The following is a 17,364-nucleotide window of genomic DNA, read 5'->3' on the forward strand; positions in this document are numbered from 1 at the left end:
GAGGAGCGCGAAGGCAAGGGCGAACGGCGTGCACCATGCCGGCTTCGCACCGCCATTGGGGGAAGCATGCGGACGTTCATCGGCCGGCTGGGCTGGCTTGCGTTATGCGTCGCGATTGGGTCGCCGGGCGGAGCGGTCGCCCGGCAGGTCACGGGTCCGCCCGATGGCCTGCTCTTTCACATGTCGGCCGACAACAGTGTGGTGGCGGACCTTGCCAGGGGTCAGGCCGAGCCGACATTCGCCGACAGGATCGCCGTGAGACCGACCGGCGGGGCCCGGGGTGGCTACCTCGAAGGGAGCGATGATCAGCAACTGGCCTGGTCCGCGCCCGGCAACATCCTTGCGCAACGGGGTACGGTCGCATTCGACTGGCGGGCCCGGTATGCGACCGGTCCGACGCCGTTCGTCCTGTTCCGCGTCGGCTATGCCAACCATTCCAGCTGGGACATGACGTTCCTGCGCATCGACTGGAACGGCTCCGGCTTCGACGCTTTCGTCACCGACGCCAATCTGGCCCGGGTGCGTGTATCCTACACCTTGCCGGTCGCGCCGGATCCCGATCACTGGACCCACCTCGCCTTCACCTGGGACGAGACGACCGGCATCGCGCTGTTCGTCGACGGCGAACGCGTCGCGGCCGAGGCGACCTCTGCGCCGCTGGACGCGGCTCTCGATCAGTTCGGCACGGCAGCCCGCATCGTGTCGCCGATACAGGTTCACAGCCGCTACAGCTTCACGCGCGGGTCCGACTACGATGATCTGAGGATCTACGAACGGGCCCTGTCCGGGGCCGAGATCGGCGCGATGCGACGACCGGGAAACGCCGATGCCCCGCCACCGGCACAGGCATCCCGGCCCTGGCAGGATGCGTGGAACCGTCGCTTCGGCTTCGATCAGGGCCCAGCCCCGTATCTGGCGGATGACGTCACGACCATTCGTCGCGTCGAGTTCACGGATCAACGCGACGTCGCGCAGCGGCACTGGAAGGGCAACGACGGCATCCGGGAGACCACATGGCCCGGCGTCTACAATCGTTCACGCCTGCCCGGGCGGAGCGACTATTTCATCCTGCCGGACTGGAACGTCTATTCGATGGGCGGCCGGTCTGCGACCTGGTTCCTGCCGCAGGAGCCATGGAACCAGGTGGAAATCCAGGGCGCAGCCTATGGCGACGTGGCTGCCGTCGACGCCCGGATCAACGCCAGCCGCGTGATCGATACGTCGCCGCCGCGAGGTCTGTTTCAACGCCCGCAGGGTGCCGAACGCACCTCGACGCGCCTGCCTGCCCAGCAGGGCGGCGCACTGCGCTTCATCAACACGGAGCCAGAAACCCCCATTCAGGAGATCGGCGTCTACAACGTGACGGCGGGTGACAGTCCTCAAAGCCTCGGCGACTACCGCTACGTCGTCCGCAGCGCGGTCGAGCCAAGCTATGTCGCCATCGACGACGTGACGGCTTTCATTGCAGGCCGCTATCCACAGGAGGAGCGCGACACGGTCGTCGCCCTGCCCGACAGCGCGCCAGGCCTGGCCCGCGCCACGCCCCTGACGAGAAGTCGGCCGATCGTCCATGTCGTGGTGCCGATCGATTTCCGCCGCGGCCGACCGGGCGGTCCCCTGATCCGCAATGTGTCGACCCTGAGTTTTCAGGAGGCGGGTGGTCTGGATGGCATCGTGCTCGACATTCCTGCCCTGACCGCCACGCCGGATGCCGCGGGCCTGATCTCGCTGAACATACGGGTCAAGGACCCCACCTGGCCGCTGCGGGATCTGCTCGACATCAACGTCTCTGTCCGCCCGGGGGAGGCCCGGACCGTCTTTCTCGACACCCGGGACCGCATACTGGACAACGATCACAGCCTGTACCTGACCGTGGCCGCCGCCGCTTCCGACTTCAGTGCCCGGAGCCTGGACGGCATGGGCGTCCGCCTGATCTTCAAGACCCGCGACGCTGCGCGTGCCGAGCATGTCGCCGACCGCCTGATGCAGATCAAGGACAGCTACGGCTTTCTGGTCGAGGAACGCCAGATCACGCGGGACCTGGCGCTGTTCGACCGGTTCTATCGCGACCTGACCGATCTGCTGAGGATCGATCCGGACAATGTCGAGGGCCGGGCCTACTGGAGCGAATGGAACGCGGCCCAGCCCCTGCCCGACTTCGTCCAGCCGGTCCCTCCCGCCGGCGTTCCCCTGTGGGCCTTCCGTCAGGTGGAGACGCTGAAGCAGGTGCGCCATTTCGTGAACTGGTGGATCGACAACCGCCAGGTCGACGGTGAGTTCGGAGGCGGGATTTCCGACGATACGGACCTGACCAATCAATGGGTTGGCCCGGCCCTGATGGGTGTCGATCCGGACAAACTCAACGCCTCGGTGAATGCACTCGTCGAAGCGAGCTATCGCAATGGCATGTGGGACGACGGCCTGAACCGGATCCAGACCGACGAGCTTCACACTTACGAGGAAGGCATCAACGCCATCAGTCAGGCGGCATTGCTGAACCGCGGCGATCCCGTCGCTGTCGAGCGGCTGATGGCGACGGCGCGGCGTTATGCCGACATCACGGCGATCAACGCGGCCGGCCATCGGCACATCATCTCGAGCAACTTCGGCGGTTCGCGGTTCGCCCGCGAAACGCCATGGGACTGGTCGAAGGGCCAGTCGCATCTGATCCTGCATCCGGGGATGCTTCTGGTTGACTACAACGGCTCTCCGGAACTGAGGTCGCTGCTGCTCGAACTGGCGGACGGTTACGTCGCCCATCGCCAGACCGGTGCCGACGGGACGATCTCCTGGCCGGCGGACATAAACTGGACGACGGATGCACAGCGCGGGTCCGGGCTTGGGCCGACCGCAATGTTGCTGTGGTCTGCATGGCGGTGGACGGGTGCCGCTGCCTATCTGGAGCCACTGGGAGACCCGGCGAGCTCGGCGGAGTTCGCGAGTATCAACAGCGACGTGGGCCGCGACCTGGGCCGGCCGGAGCTCGATCAGCGCTATGTGGACCTGGCCAACGCACCGGACGCACCGTCCGATGCCCTGACCTTCGCTGCCGCCGAAACAGGAAACCGTGAGCCGCTGGAACGCCTGTATGCCCGCGAGCTTCAGTCGGCCTCCGTGCGCATGCGCATGCAGACCGAGGACCACTGGTGGACCGACCGCGTGGAGGTGCCCAGCGTGCAATTGCAGCGCGCGAGGCTGGGCGGCGTCGCTCACGCCCGCAACCGCATCGTTCCGGGCCACAGGATCAGCTGGCGCTTCGACGATCCCGAAGACGCTCTCAGAACGGCCATCCTCGTGCGCGAACCGGCCGCAGACGGGTTTCGCGTCGTCGTCTGGAACCTGTCGAACCGGCCCGTGCGCGCGGCGATCACGGGGGCTGAAATCCAGCCTGGAACCTGGCGTGTCACTCAGGGGCCGGATGGGGACGGTGATGACCGTGCCGACACGGCGGAGGCCCGGACGGTCCCGTTCGGACCCGGCGAGCCCTTGCCGCTGATCCTGCCGCCCGGTGCGAGTGTTCTGGAGCTCCAGCTTGTCGAGGCCGGGCCGGCGATGGCGATCCGTCCGGATGTCGGGATCAGCCGGTCCGATGTGACCATCAACGGCCATCAGATGACGATGAACGTTCACAGCCTTGGGTCCGTCGCCTCACCCTCGGGGCGGGTGGTCGTGGAAACGACGCAGGGCGTGCCCCTTACCGGCGCCCCGTTCGAAGCGCTGGAGGCCCCGAACGATCTTCGGCCGAAGGTCCAGACGGTGACCCTGACGCTTCCGTCATCGGTACCGACCGGCAGCCGGGTCCGGCTGGTTCTTGACGGCGAACCGCTCGAGATCAGCCGCCAGAACAATGTGGTCCCGTATGCGCCCTAGAACCGTGCGTCTCTGTTCCCTCTTGCTCGCGGTCGTGTCGGTCTCGGGGTGCGGAACCGTGGCGGAGGCCCCGCCACCGACATCGATTTCAACGACCAGCCCGGCCTGGAGCGCCGGTGTGCTGGAGGTCGTCACACCGCTGGTCGAGCGACGTCTGGCGGCGAAGGGGCAAGGACGGATCGAGGCGGACCATCCCCTTCTGCCACTCGGCCTGGACGCCCTCGGACGGGCAAGCGGCGACCCGCGATACTCCACCGCGGCCGCACAGGCCGAAGTGCCCGGAGCGGAAGCACTCCCGATCGCAATGCCCCTCATCTGCGCCGGGTCTGACTGTCGGACCGACGATCTGCTCCGGGGTTCCGATCTCTGGGTCGGGCCATGGGCGGGCGAGGCGGGACGGGCCAAGGTCGCTTCGCTCGACCCGGCTTTCCGGCGTCTGGCGCTGACCCTCTTCGACCGCGAGGCCCTGCTTTTTCATGCCAATGAAGACGCCATCGGCGAACGGCATTTCGACGCCACGATCAACGCGACGGCCTTCGCCGCCCTGACGCGAATGGTGGACGCCTTGCCCGATGAAGACCTGGCCCGCCTCGAGTATGTCGCCCTGTACCGTGAGATGGCACGCACGGTCACCCGCACCCAGGGGCCTGACGGCTTGTGGCACGCCCGCCTCGACGATGGGTCGACGCCAGCCGATATGGGCGCCTCGGCGCTGTTCGTGTTCGGGCTGACATGGGGTCTGAACACGGGAATGCTGAGCTTCAACGAGGGCGAGAGCGCGGCCCTCAACGGCTGGGACGCTCTTCAGACCTCTGCCCGTTTCGCGGCATTCGAAAACGATGACGCGGCCCTGGGAGCGCTTTTGCTCGCCTCGGCCCAGATGGCGGAACGCCGATGGTAGGCCAGGTCGCGCCCGGAACAACAGGACGGTCGCGGCCGGTATCGCGCGCCGTCTTCTGCCTGCTGGCGGGCTTCCTGATCATGCTTGCCGCGGCAGCGCATGACGGGGCCAGGGCCGAAGGGCAGTCCATGCCTCCGGTCTTGATCGGGGAACCCGCATCCGGGTTCGCCCTGTTTGGGCCGGGAGCCGAAGATCGCTTGCCGACTTACGTCGGCACCCTGTCGGCCGACTCCGTGATTGCCAATGCCACGGTTGGCCTGTCCCGACCTCCCGGTGCCATCCCCGTGATCCACACCGAGGGCACCCTCCCCGGCCGAGGCATCCGAGAGATCAGTGGCCGGGCGCGAGAGGACTTTCCGATCTCCCTGTCCCTGGGTCTCGCCTATCGGCTGACGGGCGAGCGTCGCTACGCGGAGCGCGCCGAGGTCTATCTGATGGCCTGGGCAGAGACCTATCGCTGGTCCTTCAACCCGATCGACGAAACCGGCTTCGATACCCTGATCATGACGACGGATCTCGTAAGCGACGCCCTGACGCCGGAGGGCAAGACGCGGATCGACGCCTTCTGGCGAGCCCTTTCGGTCGGTTACCTGGACGCCATGGACGGCACCCCGATCAATGCCGGCACGAACTGGCAGAGTCACAGGATCAAGCTGGCGACCCTTGCGGCCTATCGCGTTGGCGACCCGGTGCTGATCGAACGTGCCCGGGCCGCCTATCGCCGCCACGTCAGCAACAACATTCTCGCCGACGCGACCGTCCACGACTTCCACGAGCGTGACGCGATCCACTACGTCACCTACAATCTGGATCCCTTGATGACGGCGGCTCTGGCGGCAAGGGTGCATGGCGAGGATTGGTTCGGATGGCGGAACCCTGCCGGTGCAAGCGCACGCGATGCCGTCTCCTGGCTCCTCCCCTACGCGGATGGCAGGCTGACCCATCAGGAGTTCGTCAACTCCCGGATCAAGTTTGACGCAGACAGGGCGCGAGCCGGGCAGCCGGGCTATGCGGGAATGTGGGACCGCGCCGGCGCGATCAACACCCTGGGCATTGCCAGCTTGCTGGAGCCCGGATTCTGCGACCCGTACGACGCTCTGAAACAGGCGACCGGTCGTCCCGCAGCCGTCTGGATCGATTGGCTCGGGCCAGCGTCGGCAAACCTGGCCGTCTGCGCGCCTCCACGCCGGACGTGATCCGGATGACTTGATGATGTCCTTGAGGTCCTCATTGCCGTCGTCGAACCTGAATCACCGGCCGATCGAGAGCGGCATCGATACCGGCTAAGGGGCCGCGCGGGTCTGGCGGGACCGCTCCGGGCTGACGTTTGCACCGAAGGTGCGCAACAAGCGTGTCCGGGGCGTCGGCATCTCGTTGTTGCTCGAACAATGACATCGCCAGCCCTTGACGAGTCGAATGACACCGGTATCAATAAGAGATTGAACCGAAAAAGCTTCACCAAGAAGCAGACGGTCAGGGGGAGAGAAAACGATGATTCTGCGATCCATTCTGTTCGGCACTGTCGCGATGGGTGCCATGGCGACAAGCGCTTTGGCCCAGACGCCATCCACGTCGCAGGAAACAGTGGTCGATGAGGTGGTCGTCACCGGCTTCCGTCGGTCGCTGCAGGCCGCGATCGATGTGAAGCGCAACGAGAACTCGATCGTCGACTCCATCAGCGCCGAGGATATCGCCGACTTCCCCGACCTCAATCTCGCCGAATCGCTTCAGCGCGTCCCCGGGGTGCAGATCGATCGTGACGGCGGCGAGGGCCGCTCGATCAACGTCCGGGGCTTGAGCTCCGACTTCGTCCGGGTTCGCCTGAATGGCCTGGAAGCCCTGGCAACCACCGGCGGCCGCGACCAGGGGCGCGCCAACCGCAACCGGGGTTTCGACTTCAACGTCTTCGCCTCGGAGCTGTTCAACAGCATCACCGTGCGCAAATCTCAGGAAGCCTCGGTCAACGAGGGTTCGCTGGGGGCCACCGTCGATCTTCAGACCGCCCGTCCGTTCGACTATTCGGGCTTCACCTTCGCCGCGGGAACCCAGGCCACCTACAATGACCTGTCGGAAAACACAGGCCCCCGGGCAACCGCACTGATCAGCAATCGCTGGCTGGATGGCCGTCTCGGTGCGCTCGTCTCCGCCGCCTACAGCAAGCGCGAAACTTTCGAGGACGGCTCCAGCTCGGTCGGCTTCCGCGTCCCTGCCGACGACGGCTGCGTGCCGACCTCGGTGGCCGGGGTCATCACCTCCTACGTCAACTCGACGCGCTGCTATCAGTCGGTCGGGACGATCACGACCGCAGACGGCCGCACGCTGACGGGTCTCGCGGCCCAGGCAGCGGCCCATCTGGCGGCTCATCCGCGCATTCCGCGCTATGGCCGCATCACCTACGATCGCGAGCGCCTGGGTGTCACCGGGTCCATCCAGTTCGACGTGTCGGACCGCACGCGACTGACGTTCGATTCGCTTTACGCCAAGCTGGACCAGACCCGGAACGAGGAGTTCCTGGAGATCATCAGCCCCGCGCGTGAAGCGGGCGTCCAGGGCTTCCGGGCCATGGATCTGGTCCGCGGTGTGATCGACGACAATGCCACCCTGATCAGCGCGACCTTCGACGACGTTGACGCCCGCTCCGAACAGCGCATCGATATTCTGTCGACGAAGTTCACCCAGAACGCACTGACCCTGACCCACGATTTCACCGACACCTTCCGTTTCCGCGGGCTCGTCGGCAGCTCCGAGGCGATCGGGACCAACCCCCAGCAGACGACGGTCTCGTTCGATCGCTATGACGTCGACGGCTACAGCTACGACTATTCCGGCGACGTGAATGTGCCGTCGATCAACTACGGCTTCGATGTCACGAACCCGGCCAACTGGTCGCTCAGCTCGTCGGCCGCGCTGGGTGACGCCTCGATCATCCGTCTGCGTCCGAACCGGACGGAGAATACCTACGACACCCTGGAAGCCGAGTTCACCTGGGACTTCAACGACAGCCTCACGCTGCGCGCCGGCGGATCGCAGAAGGAGTTCGGCTTCTCGGTGGTCGAGGATCGCAAGGCGGTCGAGGCCGTTCCGGCAACCGCCATCGCCCTTCTGGCGGCGCGCGGGATCACGATCGACCAGTATTCGACCCGCGTCACCGGCCTGAGCCGGGGGTCCCTGACCCTGCCGGGCTCCACGCCGTCGAGCTTTGTCATCCCCGACATTGCCAGACTCGATGCCCTGATCGGTTTCAGCTGTAACTGCGTCAATGAATTCGGCGACTTCCGGGTCACGCCGTTCGCGGGCGAAACGCGCGCCGTGAGCGAGACGTCCAAAGGCATCTTCCTCCAGGCCGACTTCCAGACGTCGCTGATGGACATGCCGGTCCGGGGCAACCTCGGCGTCCGCTATGTCGAGACGGAAGTGAATGCGACCGGTCTGCTCGGAACCCGTGAGCTCAACCTCACCAACACCTACAAGGACACCCTGCCCGCGCTGAACGTCTCCATCGAGCCGATCAGCGACCTGATCGTGCGCTTCGCCGCCGCCAAGGTCATGGCGCGGCCGGCCCTGAACCAGCTCACCCCCGGCGGCACGGTCGCCCAGGGCGTTGCGGACGTCACCCTGACTGTCGGTAACCCGTTCCTGGATCCCATCCGCGCCACCAACTACGATCTGAGCGTGGAATGGTATCCCTACGACGAGGCCCTGTTCAGCTTCGCCCTGTTCCACAAGTCCATCGACTCCTTCGTCCAGACGACGCGCGAGCGTCTGCCCTTCTCGGAGACGGGTTTCCCGAACGACATCCTCCCGGCCGGCGTCCTGCCGTCGTCCGACGTCATCTTCACCTCCAGCCGCAACACGCCCGGCGGGGACCTGGACGGCTTCGAGATCACGCTGCAGACGCCGTTCAACTTCCTGCCCGAGAGGTTCCGGGGTTTCGGCGGCCTGTTCAACTACACCCAGGTCGAGTCCGAGATCGAATACATCGTCAGCGCGACCCTGGGCACCACGACCCGGCAGCCGATCGTCGGCCAGTCGCCCTCGTCCTGGAGCGGCACGCTCTACTATGAAAAGGGACCGTTCGAGGCGCGGGTTTCGGCCACCTATCGTGACGAGTATCTGATCCGCGTTCCGGGGGCCAACAGCAACGACGTCGAAGGCAAGGCCGAGTCGACCAACATCGACATGTCGATGTCCTACGACATCGGCGACAGCCTGACGCTCTCGTTCGAGGGGATCAACCTGACCGACCAGTATGACGAGCGGTGGATCAACAGCCAGCGCAAGAACAACCTGAACTACGAACACACCGGCCGCGAGTTCGTGTTCGGGGTTCGCTACCGGTACTGATATGCCACGCGGGTGTTACCGCCCCATCCTGCGCTTTATTCCCTGAAGTGACTAAACCGGCACCCATGTGGTCAGGACCACGGTGCCGGTATCTTTTTACGACACCACCCGGTCAATGGAGGGAACGCACGTGAGCGGCATCACTATCGGCGTTCGACCCGCCTGCGTCATGATGGTCGCGGCGCTTGCCGTCGGGTGCGCGACGCCACAGGCCGTGCAGGCAGCGCCCGTCACGGTGCCGCCCGCCCCGATGAACCGGACCGTGACCGAACGGCTCAATCCCCAGGTCGAGGCGCTGCTGGTCCGGCTGATGACCGAGCGGCGCGACATGGTGATCGACGGCCAGCCGGTCTTCGGGACGACGGACAAATTCCTGCCCGGCAAGATCGCCGTCGGCATGGCCAATCTGATCCTCGAGACCCCGGCGGACGATCCCCGGCGCGCCGTCTACATCCGCGGTTTCCGGGACATCACGGCCATGACCGTGGACGACGTCAACACGGAATGGGGCATCTACTATTCCCTGCTCGCCCTGCACCGGCTGCAGAAGGCCGGCCTGCTCGAGGCCGCCGTCGATCCCGGAACCCTGGCCCGGCTGAGGACCCGGCTGGACTGGCGCAGCTTCGTCCGGGAAGCCGACCTGACCCTGATCGACCTGCCCAACAACTACTATGGTGTCGCCTACAGCGTGGCCCAGTTGCGGAACCTGCTCGGGTGGGAGGATGCCGCCGCCGCCGACGCCCTTTTGGCCAAAACCCTTGAACACTACGCCACCTACTCGGATTTCGGCTTCGCGGACGAGACGGATGGGCAGGGTCGCTTCGACCGATACAGTGTTCTCCTGATCGGCGAGATCGCCCAGAGATTCATCGATGTCGGCCGCGAGCCGCCCGAACAGGTCAAGGTCTGGCTCCGCCACTCCGCCGACCTCATTCTTCTGCGTGCCGGGCCCGCCGGAGACGGTTTCGAGTACGGGCGCTCGATCGGGGCCTACGGGGAAACGGCCATGCTGGAGGTGCTGTCGGCCGCGGCCGTCCTCGGCGTGCTGACGCCCGAGGAGATGGACGTCGCCTATGCCTACTCCTGCGCCATCACGGCCCGCTATATGGACTTCTGGGTGGACCCGGACACCGGCTCCGTGAACCTGTGGGACAAGGGACGGCGCACCGATGCCTATCGTGCGAAGCACCGAATCCTCGGCGAGAACCTCAGCCTCGCGCGACAGCACGTCTATACCAATGCGCTATGGAATCGACTGGGGTACAGGGACAGGATCCCCACGGCTGACCTGGCCGCCTGGCGCGCGTCCCGGCACCGGGCGACCCTGACCTGGTTCGACCGCGGCGAGCAGGATCGCGCCCTGCTGACGGTCATCGACGGAACCCGGCTGTTCGGCCTGCCCGTGATCAACGGGGGGACGGGCCAGCACATGAACAACCCCTACTTCCCGATTCCGTATTCGCCGGGCCTTGTCGCCGGCTCGCCTGACGCCGATTTCCCCCAGCTGATCACGCGTGTCACCCTTGACGACGGCACGGTGCTGCAGCCCCTGGCCTATCATCGCAACCTGGTCATGACCGAGACCGATGACGCGGTTCTGCTTCAGATAGACCAGACGGCGATGGACCGGATGGGAGAGACCGCCCCGCGCCCCGACGACCGCATGCGCGCAGAAACCACCTATCGCTTCACACCCGGTGCCGTAGATCGAACCGATCTGTACACGCCCTCCGCCGCGCTCGGCCCTGTCGACCTTGATTTCGAATTCGCGGGGTACCAGCCGATATCGGGGATGACGCGCGATGGCGATGGCTGGACCATTCAGTACGCCAGCGGAAGCCTGCGGAGTCTTCGCGTGACCGGGCTGGAGACCTGCGAGACCCTTCCAGTGCAGCCCTTCCACGCCAGCCCGACGGGCAGGTTCGCGAGTGTCGTCCACTGCCGTTCAAACGACCGCCCGGCGCAGGTGCCGATCAACCTGGGATGGCGCATGACCTACGCTGACGCGGGGCAATAACGGCGATCCACTGAAGGCTGGCCGCCGGGCCATTGTCGTCATTTTCGCACCCTGCAGTCTCTGGCAGCGGTGGCTAGTTCGGGCCAGATTCCGCAGTCGGGTCCGTCGTCGGCGCGATCGGGTTCGGCTCGTCGATGAGGATGCGTTCGGCGGCACCCTTGACGTCGTCGTACTGGCCGGAGCGGAGCGTCCAGACGAACGCGATCACCGCGACAAGACCGAGCATGACCGAGAACGGCGCGAGGAGGAGAAGGATGTTCATCGGGCGGCGCGCAGCCTGAGCGCGTTCAAGGTCACGACCAGGGACGATCCCGACATCGCCAGGGCTGCGACGAAGGGGTTCACCAGACCGATCATGGCGGCAGGCGCGGCGACCAGGTTGTAAAGCGCGGCAAACCCGAAGTTTTCCAGCGCGCGCCGACGCGATGAACGGGCGACGTCCAGCGCTTCGACGACCGCCATCAACCTGTCCTGGGTCAGGACCAGATCGGCGGCGTTCTGGCTGGCTTCGATCGCCGATCCCGGCGCGATCGCGGCGTGGGCGCGCGCGAGGGCCGCGGCGTCGTTGAGGCCGTCTCCGACCATCAGAACCTTTCGCCCGGCAGCGGCTAGATGATCGACAGCCTCAGCCTTGTCCTCCGGCAGTAGCCCGGATCGCCAGACCGGAATGCCGACGCTCCGCGCCACTGCTTCGACGACGCCCGCCTGATCGCCGGACAGAATCTCGACGGTCAGTCCCCGGGCCAGCAGGGCCGCAACCGTCTGCGCCGCGTCCGGGCGGGGCGTGTCGGAGAACCGCAGTCGCACCTTCGGGCCGTCCTCGAAACCGAACCAGAGTTCCGTCTCGGACCCGCTCAGGGTCGGAACACCGACGAAGGCCGACCGGCCCAGACGGGCACGCCGACCATCGATCAGACCCTCGACACCCAGGCCGGCGTGCTCGATCACGTCCGTTGCAACCGGCCCGTCACCCGCGACACGGGCGACGGCGCGCGCCATCGGGTGGTTCGAGGCCCGGGCCAGAGGTGCCGCCATGGCCACCACGCACCGGGGTGTTTCGATCAGGGCGGGCCGACCCTCGGTGAGGACGCCGGTCTTGTCGAAGACGACGTGATCGACCTCGGCCAGCCGCTCCAGTGCGGCACCGGACTTGACCAGGACGCCCCGGCGAAACAGCCGGGCGGAGGCCACGATCTGAACGGCCGGCACCGCCAGACCGAGGGCACAGGGGCAGGTGACAATCAGGACGGCCACGGCGCGGATCAATGCCTCGCGCGGGTCGAGCCCCAGGGCCCAGCCGCCGGCGAAGGTCAGTACGGCGGCGGCATGAACCACCGGGACATAGAGCGCTGCCGCGCGATCGGCGAGACGCACATAACGCGACCGGGACTGTGCCCCGGCATCGATCAGCCGGGCGATTTCCGCCAGGGTCGAGTCTTCGGACCCGGCCTCGGCGCGGAGGGTCAGCAGGCCCGCCAGATTGACCGCCCCGGCCCGGCAGAGCTGGCCCCGCGCGACCCGTTCCGGCGCGCTCTCCCCGGTCAGCAGGCTGTTGTCCAGCAAGGCCTCGCCGTCCTCCAGGACGGCGTCGACCGGGATCCGGTCGCCGGGCCGGACCCGGATGCGATCACCGGACGCGACATCGCCCAGCGGGATCGACCGTTCACGCCCGGCCCCGTCGACAAGACAGACGGTCGGGGCCTGCAACGCCAGAAGATCCCCGGCGGCGCTGCGCGCGCTGGCCTTCAACCGATGATCAAGCCAGCGCCCGATAAGCAGCAGAAAAAGAAGGGAAACCGCGGCGTCGAAATAGGCGTCGCGGCCATTCAGGATCGTCTCCGAAAAACTGATGGCGAGGGTCAGGATGACGCCGACCGAGATCGGCACATCCATGTTCGCGCGGCCGGCCCTCAGCGACCGCCAGGCGGACTCGAAGAAGGTCATTCCGGCGAAGATCGCGCAGGGTGCGCCCACCGCCGCCGACATCCACATCATCATCGTCCGGGTCGCCGGGCCCAGCTCCTGGTCGAACAGACCGGCCCACAGGGGCACCGAGAACATCATGGCGTTCATCGCCCCGAAACCGGCGACGGCGAGGGCCAGGATCAGCTTGCGTCCCTCGCGATCGCGCTGTTGCAGGGCTGCGCCCGGGTCGTATGGCGTGGCGGGATAGCCGAGGCCGGCGAGGGCCCCTATGACGCGGCCCGGATCGATCGCCCCGGCGGAAACCTCGATGGCGAGCCGGCCGGTCGAGAGATTGAGGCGGGCGGACCGGACCCCGGGCAGGGCCGAAACCTCGCCCTCGATCTTCGAGATGCAGCCGGCGCATCGCGCGCCGGTGACCAGGAGATCGAGCCTGTCGCGGCCGTCCTCCCGCCGTCGGACGAAGGCCGACATGTCGCGTCCGATCGCTGTATCGAGGGTCATGGCCATGTCAGTCTTCTTTCGGCGACGATCCGCCGCCCGGTGCCGTCGGTCGCATCGATGCGCACATCCCAGGCCCCTGTCAGGGGAAGGGCGGCCTGATACCGACCGGGTTCGATCTGCGTCAGACGGACCTGGGCACGGCCCTGCTCGGTGGCCGGCCGCTGGAGCAGTGCGGACACGGTCAGATCCGCCAGCGGCGCGCCGTCCCGGTCCTCCAGCAGGACCTCGAGACCCGCTGGCGTGGCCCTCGCGCCCGCCCGCCAACCCAGGGCGTCCTGGACGCGCATCCGTTCGAGCTCGGCGTTGTAGATCAATCCTGTTTCATAGGGTTTGGCCTCGACCTGACCAGGGTGGGTCCGGTAGGCGATCACGAGGAAGCTCATGTCCACGGTCACGACCACGGCAAAGAAGGCCACAACCCCGGCGGCGACATGCCAGCCCTTGATCGTGAACGGGGGTCGGGACGGGGCAGCGGGGATCGTCATCGGTCGTGGCTTCCGTAGTCGAAGGCGGTCCTGACGACCTTGATGTCGTCGCCGGAAATGATCTGGAAGGACGCGTCCTGGCCCGCGTCATCGTCGTCCTCGCCCGCCTCCCCGGCCCTGGCGTCCGCAGCGGCGGCCGGGACGGTGACGAACAGGCGCAGCGACGTCACGACATTGGGGGCCAGGTCCACCACCAGGGGGCCGGAGCCAGGGTGGCCGGGGTCGGTCAGGACCGCGCCGGGGACCCCCACATAGCGAATCCGGACCGCTGCCGTCTCGAAGCCGTGGTTGGCGAGCTTGAGCGTATAGCCGTTGCGCACCGCGCCGTCCTGCAGCTGGACATAGGCCGGGTTGCGGTCTCTCAGCGCGTGGACGCCAATGGTCTCGCGCGTGCGGAAGCCCTGGATCATCAGGCCGCTGACCAGCAAAAGGGCCCCGGCATAGTACAGGGTGCGCGGACGGATCAGCCTGTGCTGCGGCTTGCGGCCTTCGCAGCGTGCGGCTACTGCCGCATCGGTGTCATAGGCGATCAGGCCGCGCGGGCGTTCGACCCGGTCCATGATCTCGTCGCAGGCGTCGATGCACAGGCCGCAGTTGATGCATTCCAGCTGCGCGCCCTTGCGGATGTCGATGCCCATGGGACAGGCGACCACGCACTGACTGCAGTCGACGCAGTCGCCCCGCCCGGTCCAGGTTTCGGTCTTCTTGTGCGGGCCGCGAGGTTCGCCGCGGTCGTAGCGATAGGTGACCTGGAACGACTGGTCGTCGAGCATGGCCCCCTGGATGCGCGGCCACGGGCACATATAGGTGCAGACCTGTTCGCGCATGTGGCCGGCGAAGACATAGGTGGTGAAGGTCAGGATGGCGCACGAAACATAGGCGGTCATCGGCGCGGTCCCGACCCAGAAGGTTCGGATCAGGTCGGGCGCATCATGGAAATAGAAGATCCAGGCCCCGCCGGTCCCGAAGGCGATCCCGATCCAGACGAGGTGCTTGCCGACCTTGCGCCACAGCTTGTCGAACGACAGGGGTGCCGCGTCCAGCCGCATGCGCGCGTTCCGGTCGCCCTCGAACAGCCGCTCTATATGGATGTAGAGGTCGGTCCAGACAGTCTGCGGGCAGGCGTAGCCACACCACAGCCGACCGAACAGGGCGGTCACCAGGAACAGGGCGAGCGCCGCCATCACCAGCAGGCCGGTGATGAAATATACCTCCTGCGGCCACAGCTGGATCATGAAGAAATAGAAGCGGCCGCCAGCGAAATCGACGAGAACGGCCTGGTCCGGCAGGGCCCCCGGGCGGTCCCACCGGATCCAGGGGGTGATGTAGTAGATCGCCAGCATGACGATCAGCAGCGCCCATTTCAGCCAGCGCCACGGGCCGTGAACGAGCTTGGGATAGATGGGCGTCCGGGCCTTGTAGAGGCCCTTCGGACGCGCCTTCTCGCGCTGGCGTTCGGCGACGGAAACCGGACCCGTCGTCGGCGCGCGCTCGCGGGTCCGGTCGATCAGGATGGTCATGGCGCCGGCGTTTCGACCTTCGCGACCGAGGGCTCGCCGCCGCCGGCGTTGACGTGGATGTAGACTGCCAGCGCCTTGATGACGCCGGGAGAAAACCGGCTCTCCCAGGTCGGCATCACCCCGTTACGTCCATTCTGGATCTGGCTTGTGATCGAGGCCCGGTCCGAAGCGTTCAGCCATTCCCGGTCCGTCAGGTTCGGTGCGCCGAACTCGCGCGATCCCACCCCCGTCGGCATATGGCAGGCGGCGCAGTTGTCCGCGAACAGGGGGGTCGCGCGGGCCACTGCGGCAGGGTCTGCCGGTCGGCCCGAGAGGCTGACGACATATTCCGTCAGGTCGGCGATCTGGGCCCCTTGCAGCAGGCCATCCCGCCCGAAGGCCGGCATCTGTGACATGCGCGTATCGGCGTGGCCGGAGCGGACGCCGACACGCAGCGTATGTTCGATCTCCTCGAGCGAGCCGCCCCAGAGCCAGACGTCGTCGCGCAGATTGGGATAGCCCTTGGCGCCCCCGCCCCCGGCGCCGTGGCAGCTGGCGCAGTTGTCGCCGAACACCGACTGGCCGATGGCCAGGGCATGGGCCTGCATCGCAGGGTCGGCCTCGATCTGCTGCAGGGAGGCCGAGGCCAGCATGGCCTCGCCCTGCCCGCGCTGGATCTGCAAGGCTTTCAGCTCCTTGACCACATCGGCCCGGGCGGACTGCTTCAGCACACCCGGCGTGTAGCCATGAAGCCCCGGCCAGGCCGGCATCAGGATCCAGTAACCCACGGCGAAGGCAATGCAGCCGTAGAAGATCCACAGCCACCAGCGCGGCAGCGGGTTGTCCAGCTCCTTGATGCCGTCCCATTCGTGACCGGTCGTCTCGATGCCGGTGTGGTCGTCGCGCTCGCGGTCAGACATGGTCGTCCTCGTCCTTCTCGAGCGGGAGTTGGGCGAGGCGGCGGAAGGCCTCGCCATTACGGGGCCAGAGCGCATAGGCGATGCCGGCAAAGAAGATCGCGCCGAAGTAGACCAGTCCGCCCTGCTGGGCGAAACGGGCCACGGTCTCGTAGTCCAGGCCGCTCATCGCATATTGTCCGGATCTTCGGCCTGATAGGTGCGGAAATCGACCATCGTGCCGAGTTGCTGAAGGTAGGCGATCAGGGCGTCCATCTTGGTCAGACGCGCCGGATCGCCGTCGAAGTCGCCCTGGACGATACGAGGGCCGTAGCGGCCCCGCAGGGCAGAGGTTTCGCTGGCGTAGGGATCGACCTGGGCCCGGGCATCGGCCTCGGCGTTCTCGATCTCGTCGTCGGTATAGGGCACGCCCACCGTCCGCATCGTCGCCAGCTTGGCGCGAATGGCGTGCAGGTCCAGGTCCTGATCGGCCAGGAAGACGTAGGGAGGCATGTTGGACTCGGGCACCACCGAGCGCGGGTCGCCGAGGTGCTGGCGGTGCCACTCGTTGGAGTATTTGCCACCGACCCGGGCCAGGTCTGGCCCGGTGCGCTTGGAGCCCCACTGGAACGGGTGGTCGTACATGCTCTCGGCAGCCAGACTGTAGTGGCCGTAGCGTTCGACCTCATCGCGCAGGGGCCGGATCATCTGGGAGTGGCAGCTGTAGCAGCCCTCGGCGATGTAGATGTCGCGGCCGGCCAGTTCGAGCGGGGTATAGGGGCGAACGCCCTCAACCTCCTCGATCGTGCTCTCGACCCAGAACAGGGGCGCGATCTCGACGATGCCGCCGATCGAGACGACGATGACGATGCCGAGGATCAGCAACAGAGAGTGCCGCTCAAGCGGTCCGTGTTTCTTCCACATG

General features: G+C 66.6%; 12 protein-coding genes. 5 read left to right on the forward strand and 7 right to left on the reverse strand.

Annotated features, from left to right (window positions below):
• Positions 1-66 precede the first annotated feature (66 nt).
• The 5 genes from O3139_RS10815 (at position 67) to O3139_RS10835 (ending at position 11,132) form a co-directional block, all read left to right on the forward strand.
• Positions 67-3,870 carry a LamG-like jellyroll fold domain-containing protein gene (locus O3139_RS10815; RefSeq protein WP_269514084.1) on the forward strand — a complete coding sequence of 1,268 codons (3,804 nt, stop codon included), beginning with the start codon at positions 67-69 and terminating at the stop codon, positions 3,868-3,870.
• 58 nt (positions 3,871-3,928) lie between these two features.
• Positions 3,929-4,771, forward strand: a complete 843-nt coding sequence (locus O3139_RS10820) for a glycoside hydrolase family 88 protein (RefSeq protein ID WP_269514085.1) — start codon at positions 3,929-3,931, stop codon at positions 4,769-4,771.
• Positions 4,765-5,967 carry an alginate lyase family protein gene (locus O3139_RS10825; RefSeq protein WP_269514086.1) on the forward strand — a complete coding sequence of 401 codons (1,203 nt, stop codon included), beginning with the start codon at positions 4,765-4,767 and terminating at the stop codon, positions 5,965-5,967. Before O3139_RS10820 ends, O3139_RS10825 begins: the two co-directional genes overlap by 7 nt.
• 295 nt (positions 5,968-6,262) lie before the next feature.
• The gene (locus tag O3139_RS10830; RefSeq protein ID WP_269514087.1) at positions 6,263-9,115 is read left to right on the forward strand and encodes a TonB-dependent receptor; all 2,853 of its coding nucleotides are present in this window, start codon (positions 6,263-6,265) and stop codon (positions 9,113-9,115) included.
• Positions 9,116-9,245: 130 nt separating this feature from the next.
• Positions 9,246-11,132: a hypothetical protein gene (locus O3139_RS10835; RefSeq protein ID WP_269514088.1), complete on the forward strand. Its 1,887-nt coding sequence runs from the start codon at positions 9,246-9,248 to the stop codon at positions 11,130-11,132.
• A gap of 73 nt (positions 11,133-11,205) precedes the next feature.
• Here the strand turns inward: O3139_RS10835 and ccoS are convergent, their stop codons facing one another.
• From ccoS to ccoO, 7 genes are read right to left on the reverse strand one after another with little or no spacing between them, the layout of a single operon-like run.
• Positions 11,206-11,394 (reverse strand): cbb3-type cytochrome oxidase assembly protein CcoS, encoded by a 189-nt coding sequence (gene ccoS, locus O3139_RS10840; RefSeq protein WP_269514089.1) that lies wholly within the window; start codon positions 11,392-11,394, stop codon positions 11,206-11,208.
• Positions 11,391-13,559 carry a heavy metal translocating P-type ATPase gene (locus O3139_RS10845; RefSeq protein ID WP_269516474.1) on the reverse strand — a complete coding sequence of 723 codons (2,169 nt, stop codon included), beginning with the start codon at positions 13,557-13,559 and terminating at the stop codon, positions 11,391-11,393. Before O3139_RS10845 ends, ccoS begins: the two co-directional genes overlap by 4 nt.
• Positions 13,556-14,044: a FixH family protein gene (locus tag O3139_RS10850; protein WP_269514090.1), complete on the reverse strand. Its 489-nt coding sequence runs from the start codon at positions 14,042-14,044 to the stop codon at positions 13,556-13,558. Before O3139_RS10850 ends, O3139_RS10845 begins: the two co-directional genes overlap by 4 nt.
• Positions 14,041-15,564, reverse strand: a complete 1,524-nt coding sequence (gene ccoG / locus O3139_RS10855; protein WP_269514091.1) for a cytochrome c oxidase accessory protein CcoG — start codon at positions 15,562-15,564, stop codon at positions 14,041-14,043. The genes O3139_RS10850 and ccoG overlap by 4 nt, the downstream gene beginning before the upstream one ends.
• A complete protein-coding gene (gene ccoP, locus O3139_RS10860; protein WP_269514092.1) occupies positions 15,561-16,463 on the reverse strand; it encodes a cytochrome-c oxidase, cbb3-type subunit III in 903 nt (300 codons plus the stop codon). The genes ccoG and ccoP overlap by 4 nt, the downstream gene beginning before the upstream one ends.
• Positions 16,456-16,629, reverse strand: a complete 174-nt coding sequence (locus tag O3139_RS10865) for a cbb3-type cytochrome c oxidase subunit 3 (RefSeq protein WP_269514093.1) — start codon at positions 16,627-16,629, stop codon at positions 16,456-16,458. The genes ccoP and O3139_RS10865 overlap by 8 nt, the downstream gene beginning before the upstream one ends.
• The gene (ccoO, locus tag O3139_RS10870) at positions 16,626-17,363 is read right to left on the reverse strand and encodes a cytochrome-c oxidase, cbb3-type subunit II (protein WP_269514094.1); all 738 of its coding nucleotides are present in this window, start codon (positions 17,361-17,363) and stop codon (positions 16,626-16,628) included. The genes O3139_RS10865 and ccoO overlap by 4 nt, the downstream gene beginning before the upstream one ends.
• Position 17,364 lies beyond the last annotated feature (1 nt).

The organism is Brevundimonas subvibrioides, from assembly GCF_027271155.1.
GTDB classification, from domain to species: Bacteria; Pseudomonadota; Alphaproteobacteria; order Caulobacterales; family Caulobacteraceae; genus Brevundimonas; species Brevundimonas subvibrioides_D.

Coding starts and splice junctions, on each gene's coding strand:
- O3139_RS10815 (WP_269514084.1), top strand. CDS start 67: ATGCGGACGTTCATCGGCCGGCTGGGCTGGCTTGCGTTATGCGTCGCG.
- O3139_RS10825 (WP_269514086.1), top strand. CDS start 4,765: ATGGTAGGCCAGGTCGCGCCCGGAACAACAGGACGGTCGCGGCCGGTA.
- O3139_RS10830 (WP_269514087.1), top strand. CDS start 6,263: ATGATTCTGCGATCCATTCTGTTCGGCACTGTCGCGATGGGTGCCATG.
- ccoS (WP_269514089.1), bottom strand. CDS start 11,394: ATGAACATCCTTCTCCTCCTCGCGCCGTTCTCGGTCATGCTCGGTCTT.
- O3139_RS10845 (WP_269516474.1), bottom strand. CDS start 13,559: ATGACCCTCGATACAGCGATCGGACGCGACATGTCGGCCTTCGTCCGA.
- O3139_RS10850 (WP_269514090.1), bottom strand. CDS start 14,044: ATGACGATCCCCGCTGCCCCGTCCCGACCCCCGTTCACGATCAAGGGC.
- ccoG (WP_269514091.1), bottom strand. CDS start 15,564: ATGACCATCCTGATCGACCGGACCCGCGAGCGCGCGCCGACGACGGGT.
- ccoP (WP_269514092.1), bottom strand. CDS start 16,463: ATGTCTGACCGCGAGCGCGACGACCACACCGGCATCGAGACGACCGGT.
- O3139_RS10865 (WP_269514093.1), bottom strand. CDS start 16,629: ATGAGCGGCCTGGACTACGAGACCGTGGCCCGTTTCGCCCAGCAGGGC.
- ccoO (WP_269514094.1), bottom strand. CDS start 17,363: ATGTGGAAGAAACACGGACCGCTTGAGCGGCACTCTCTGTTGCTGATC.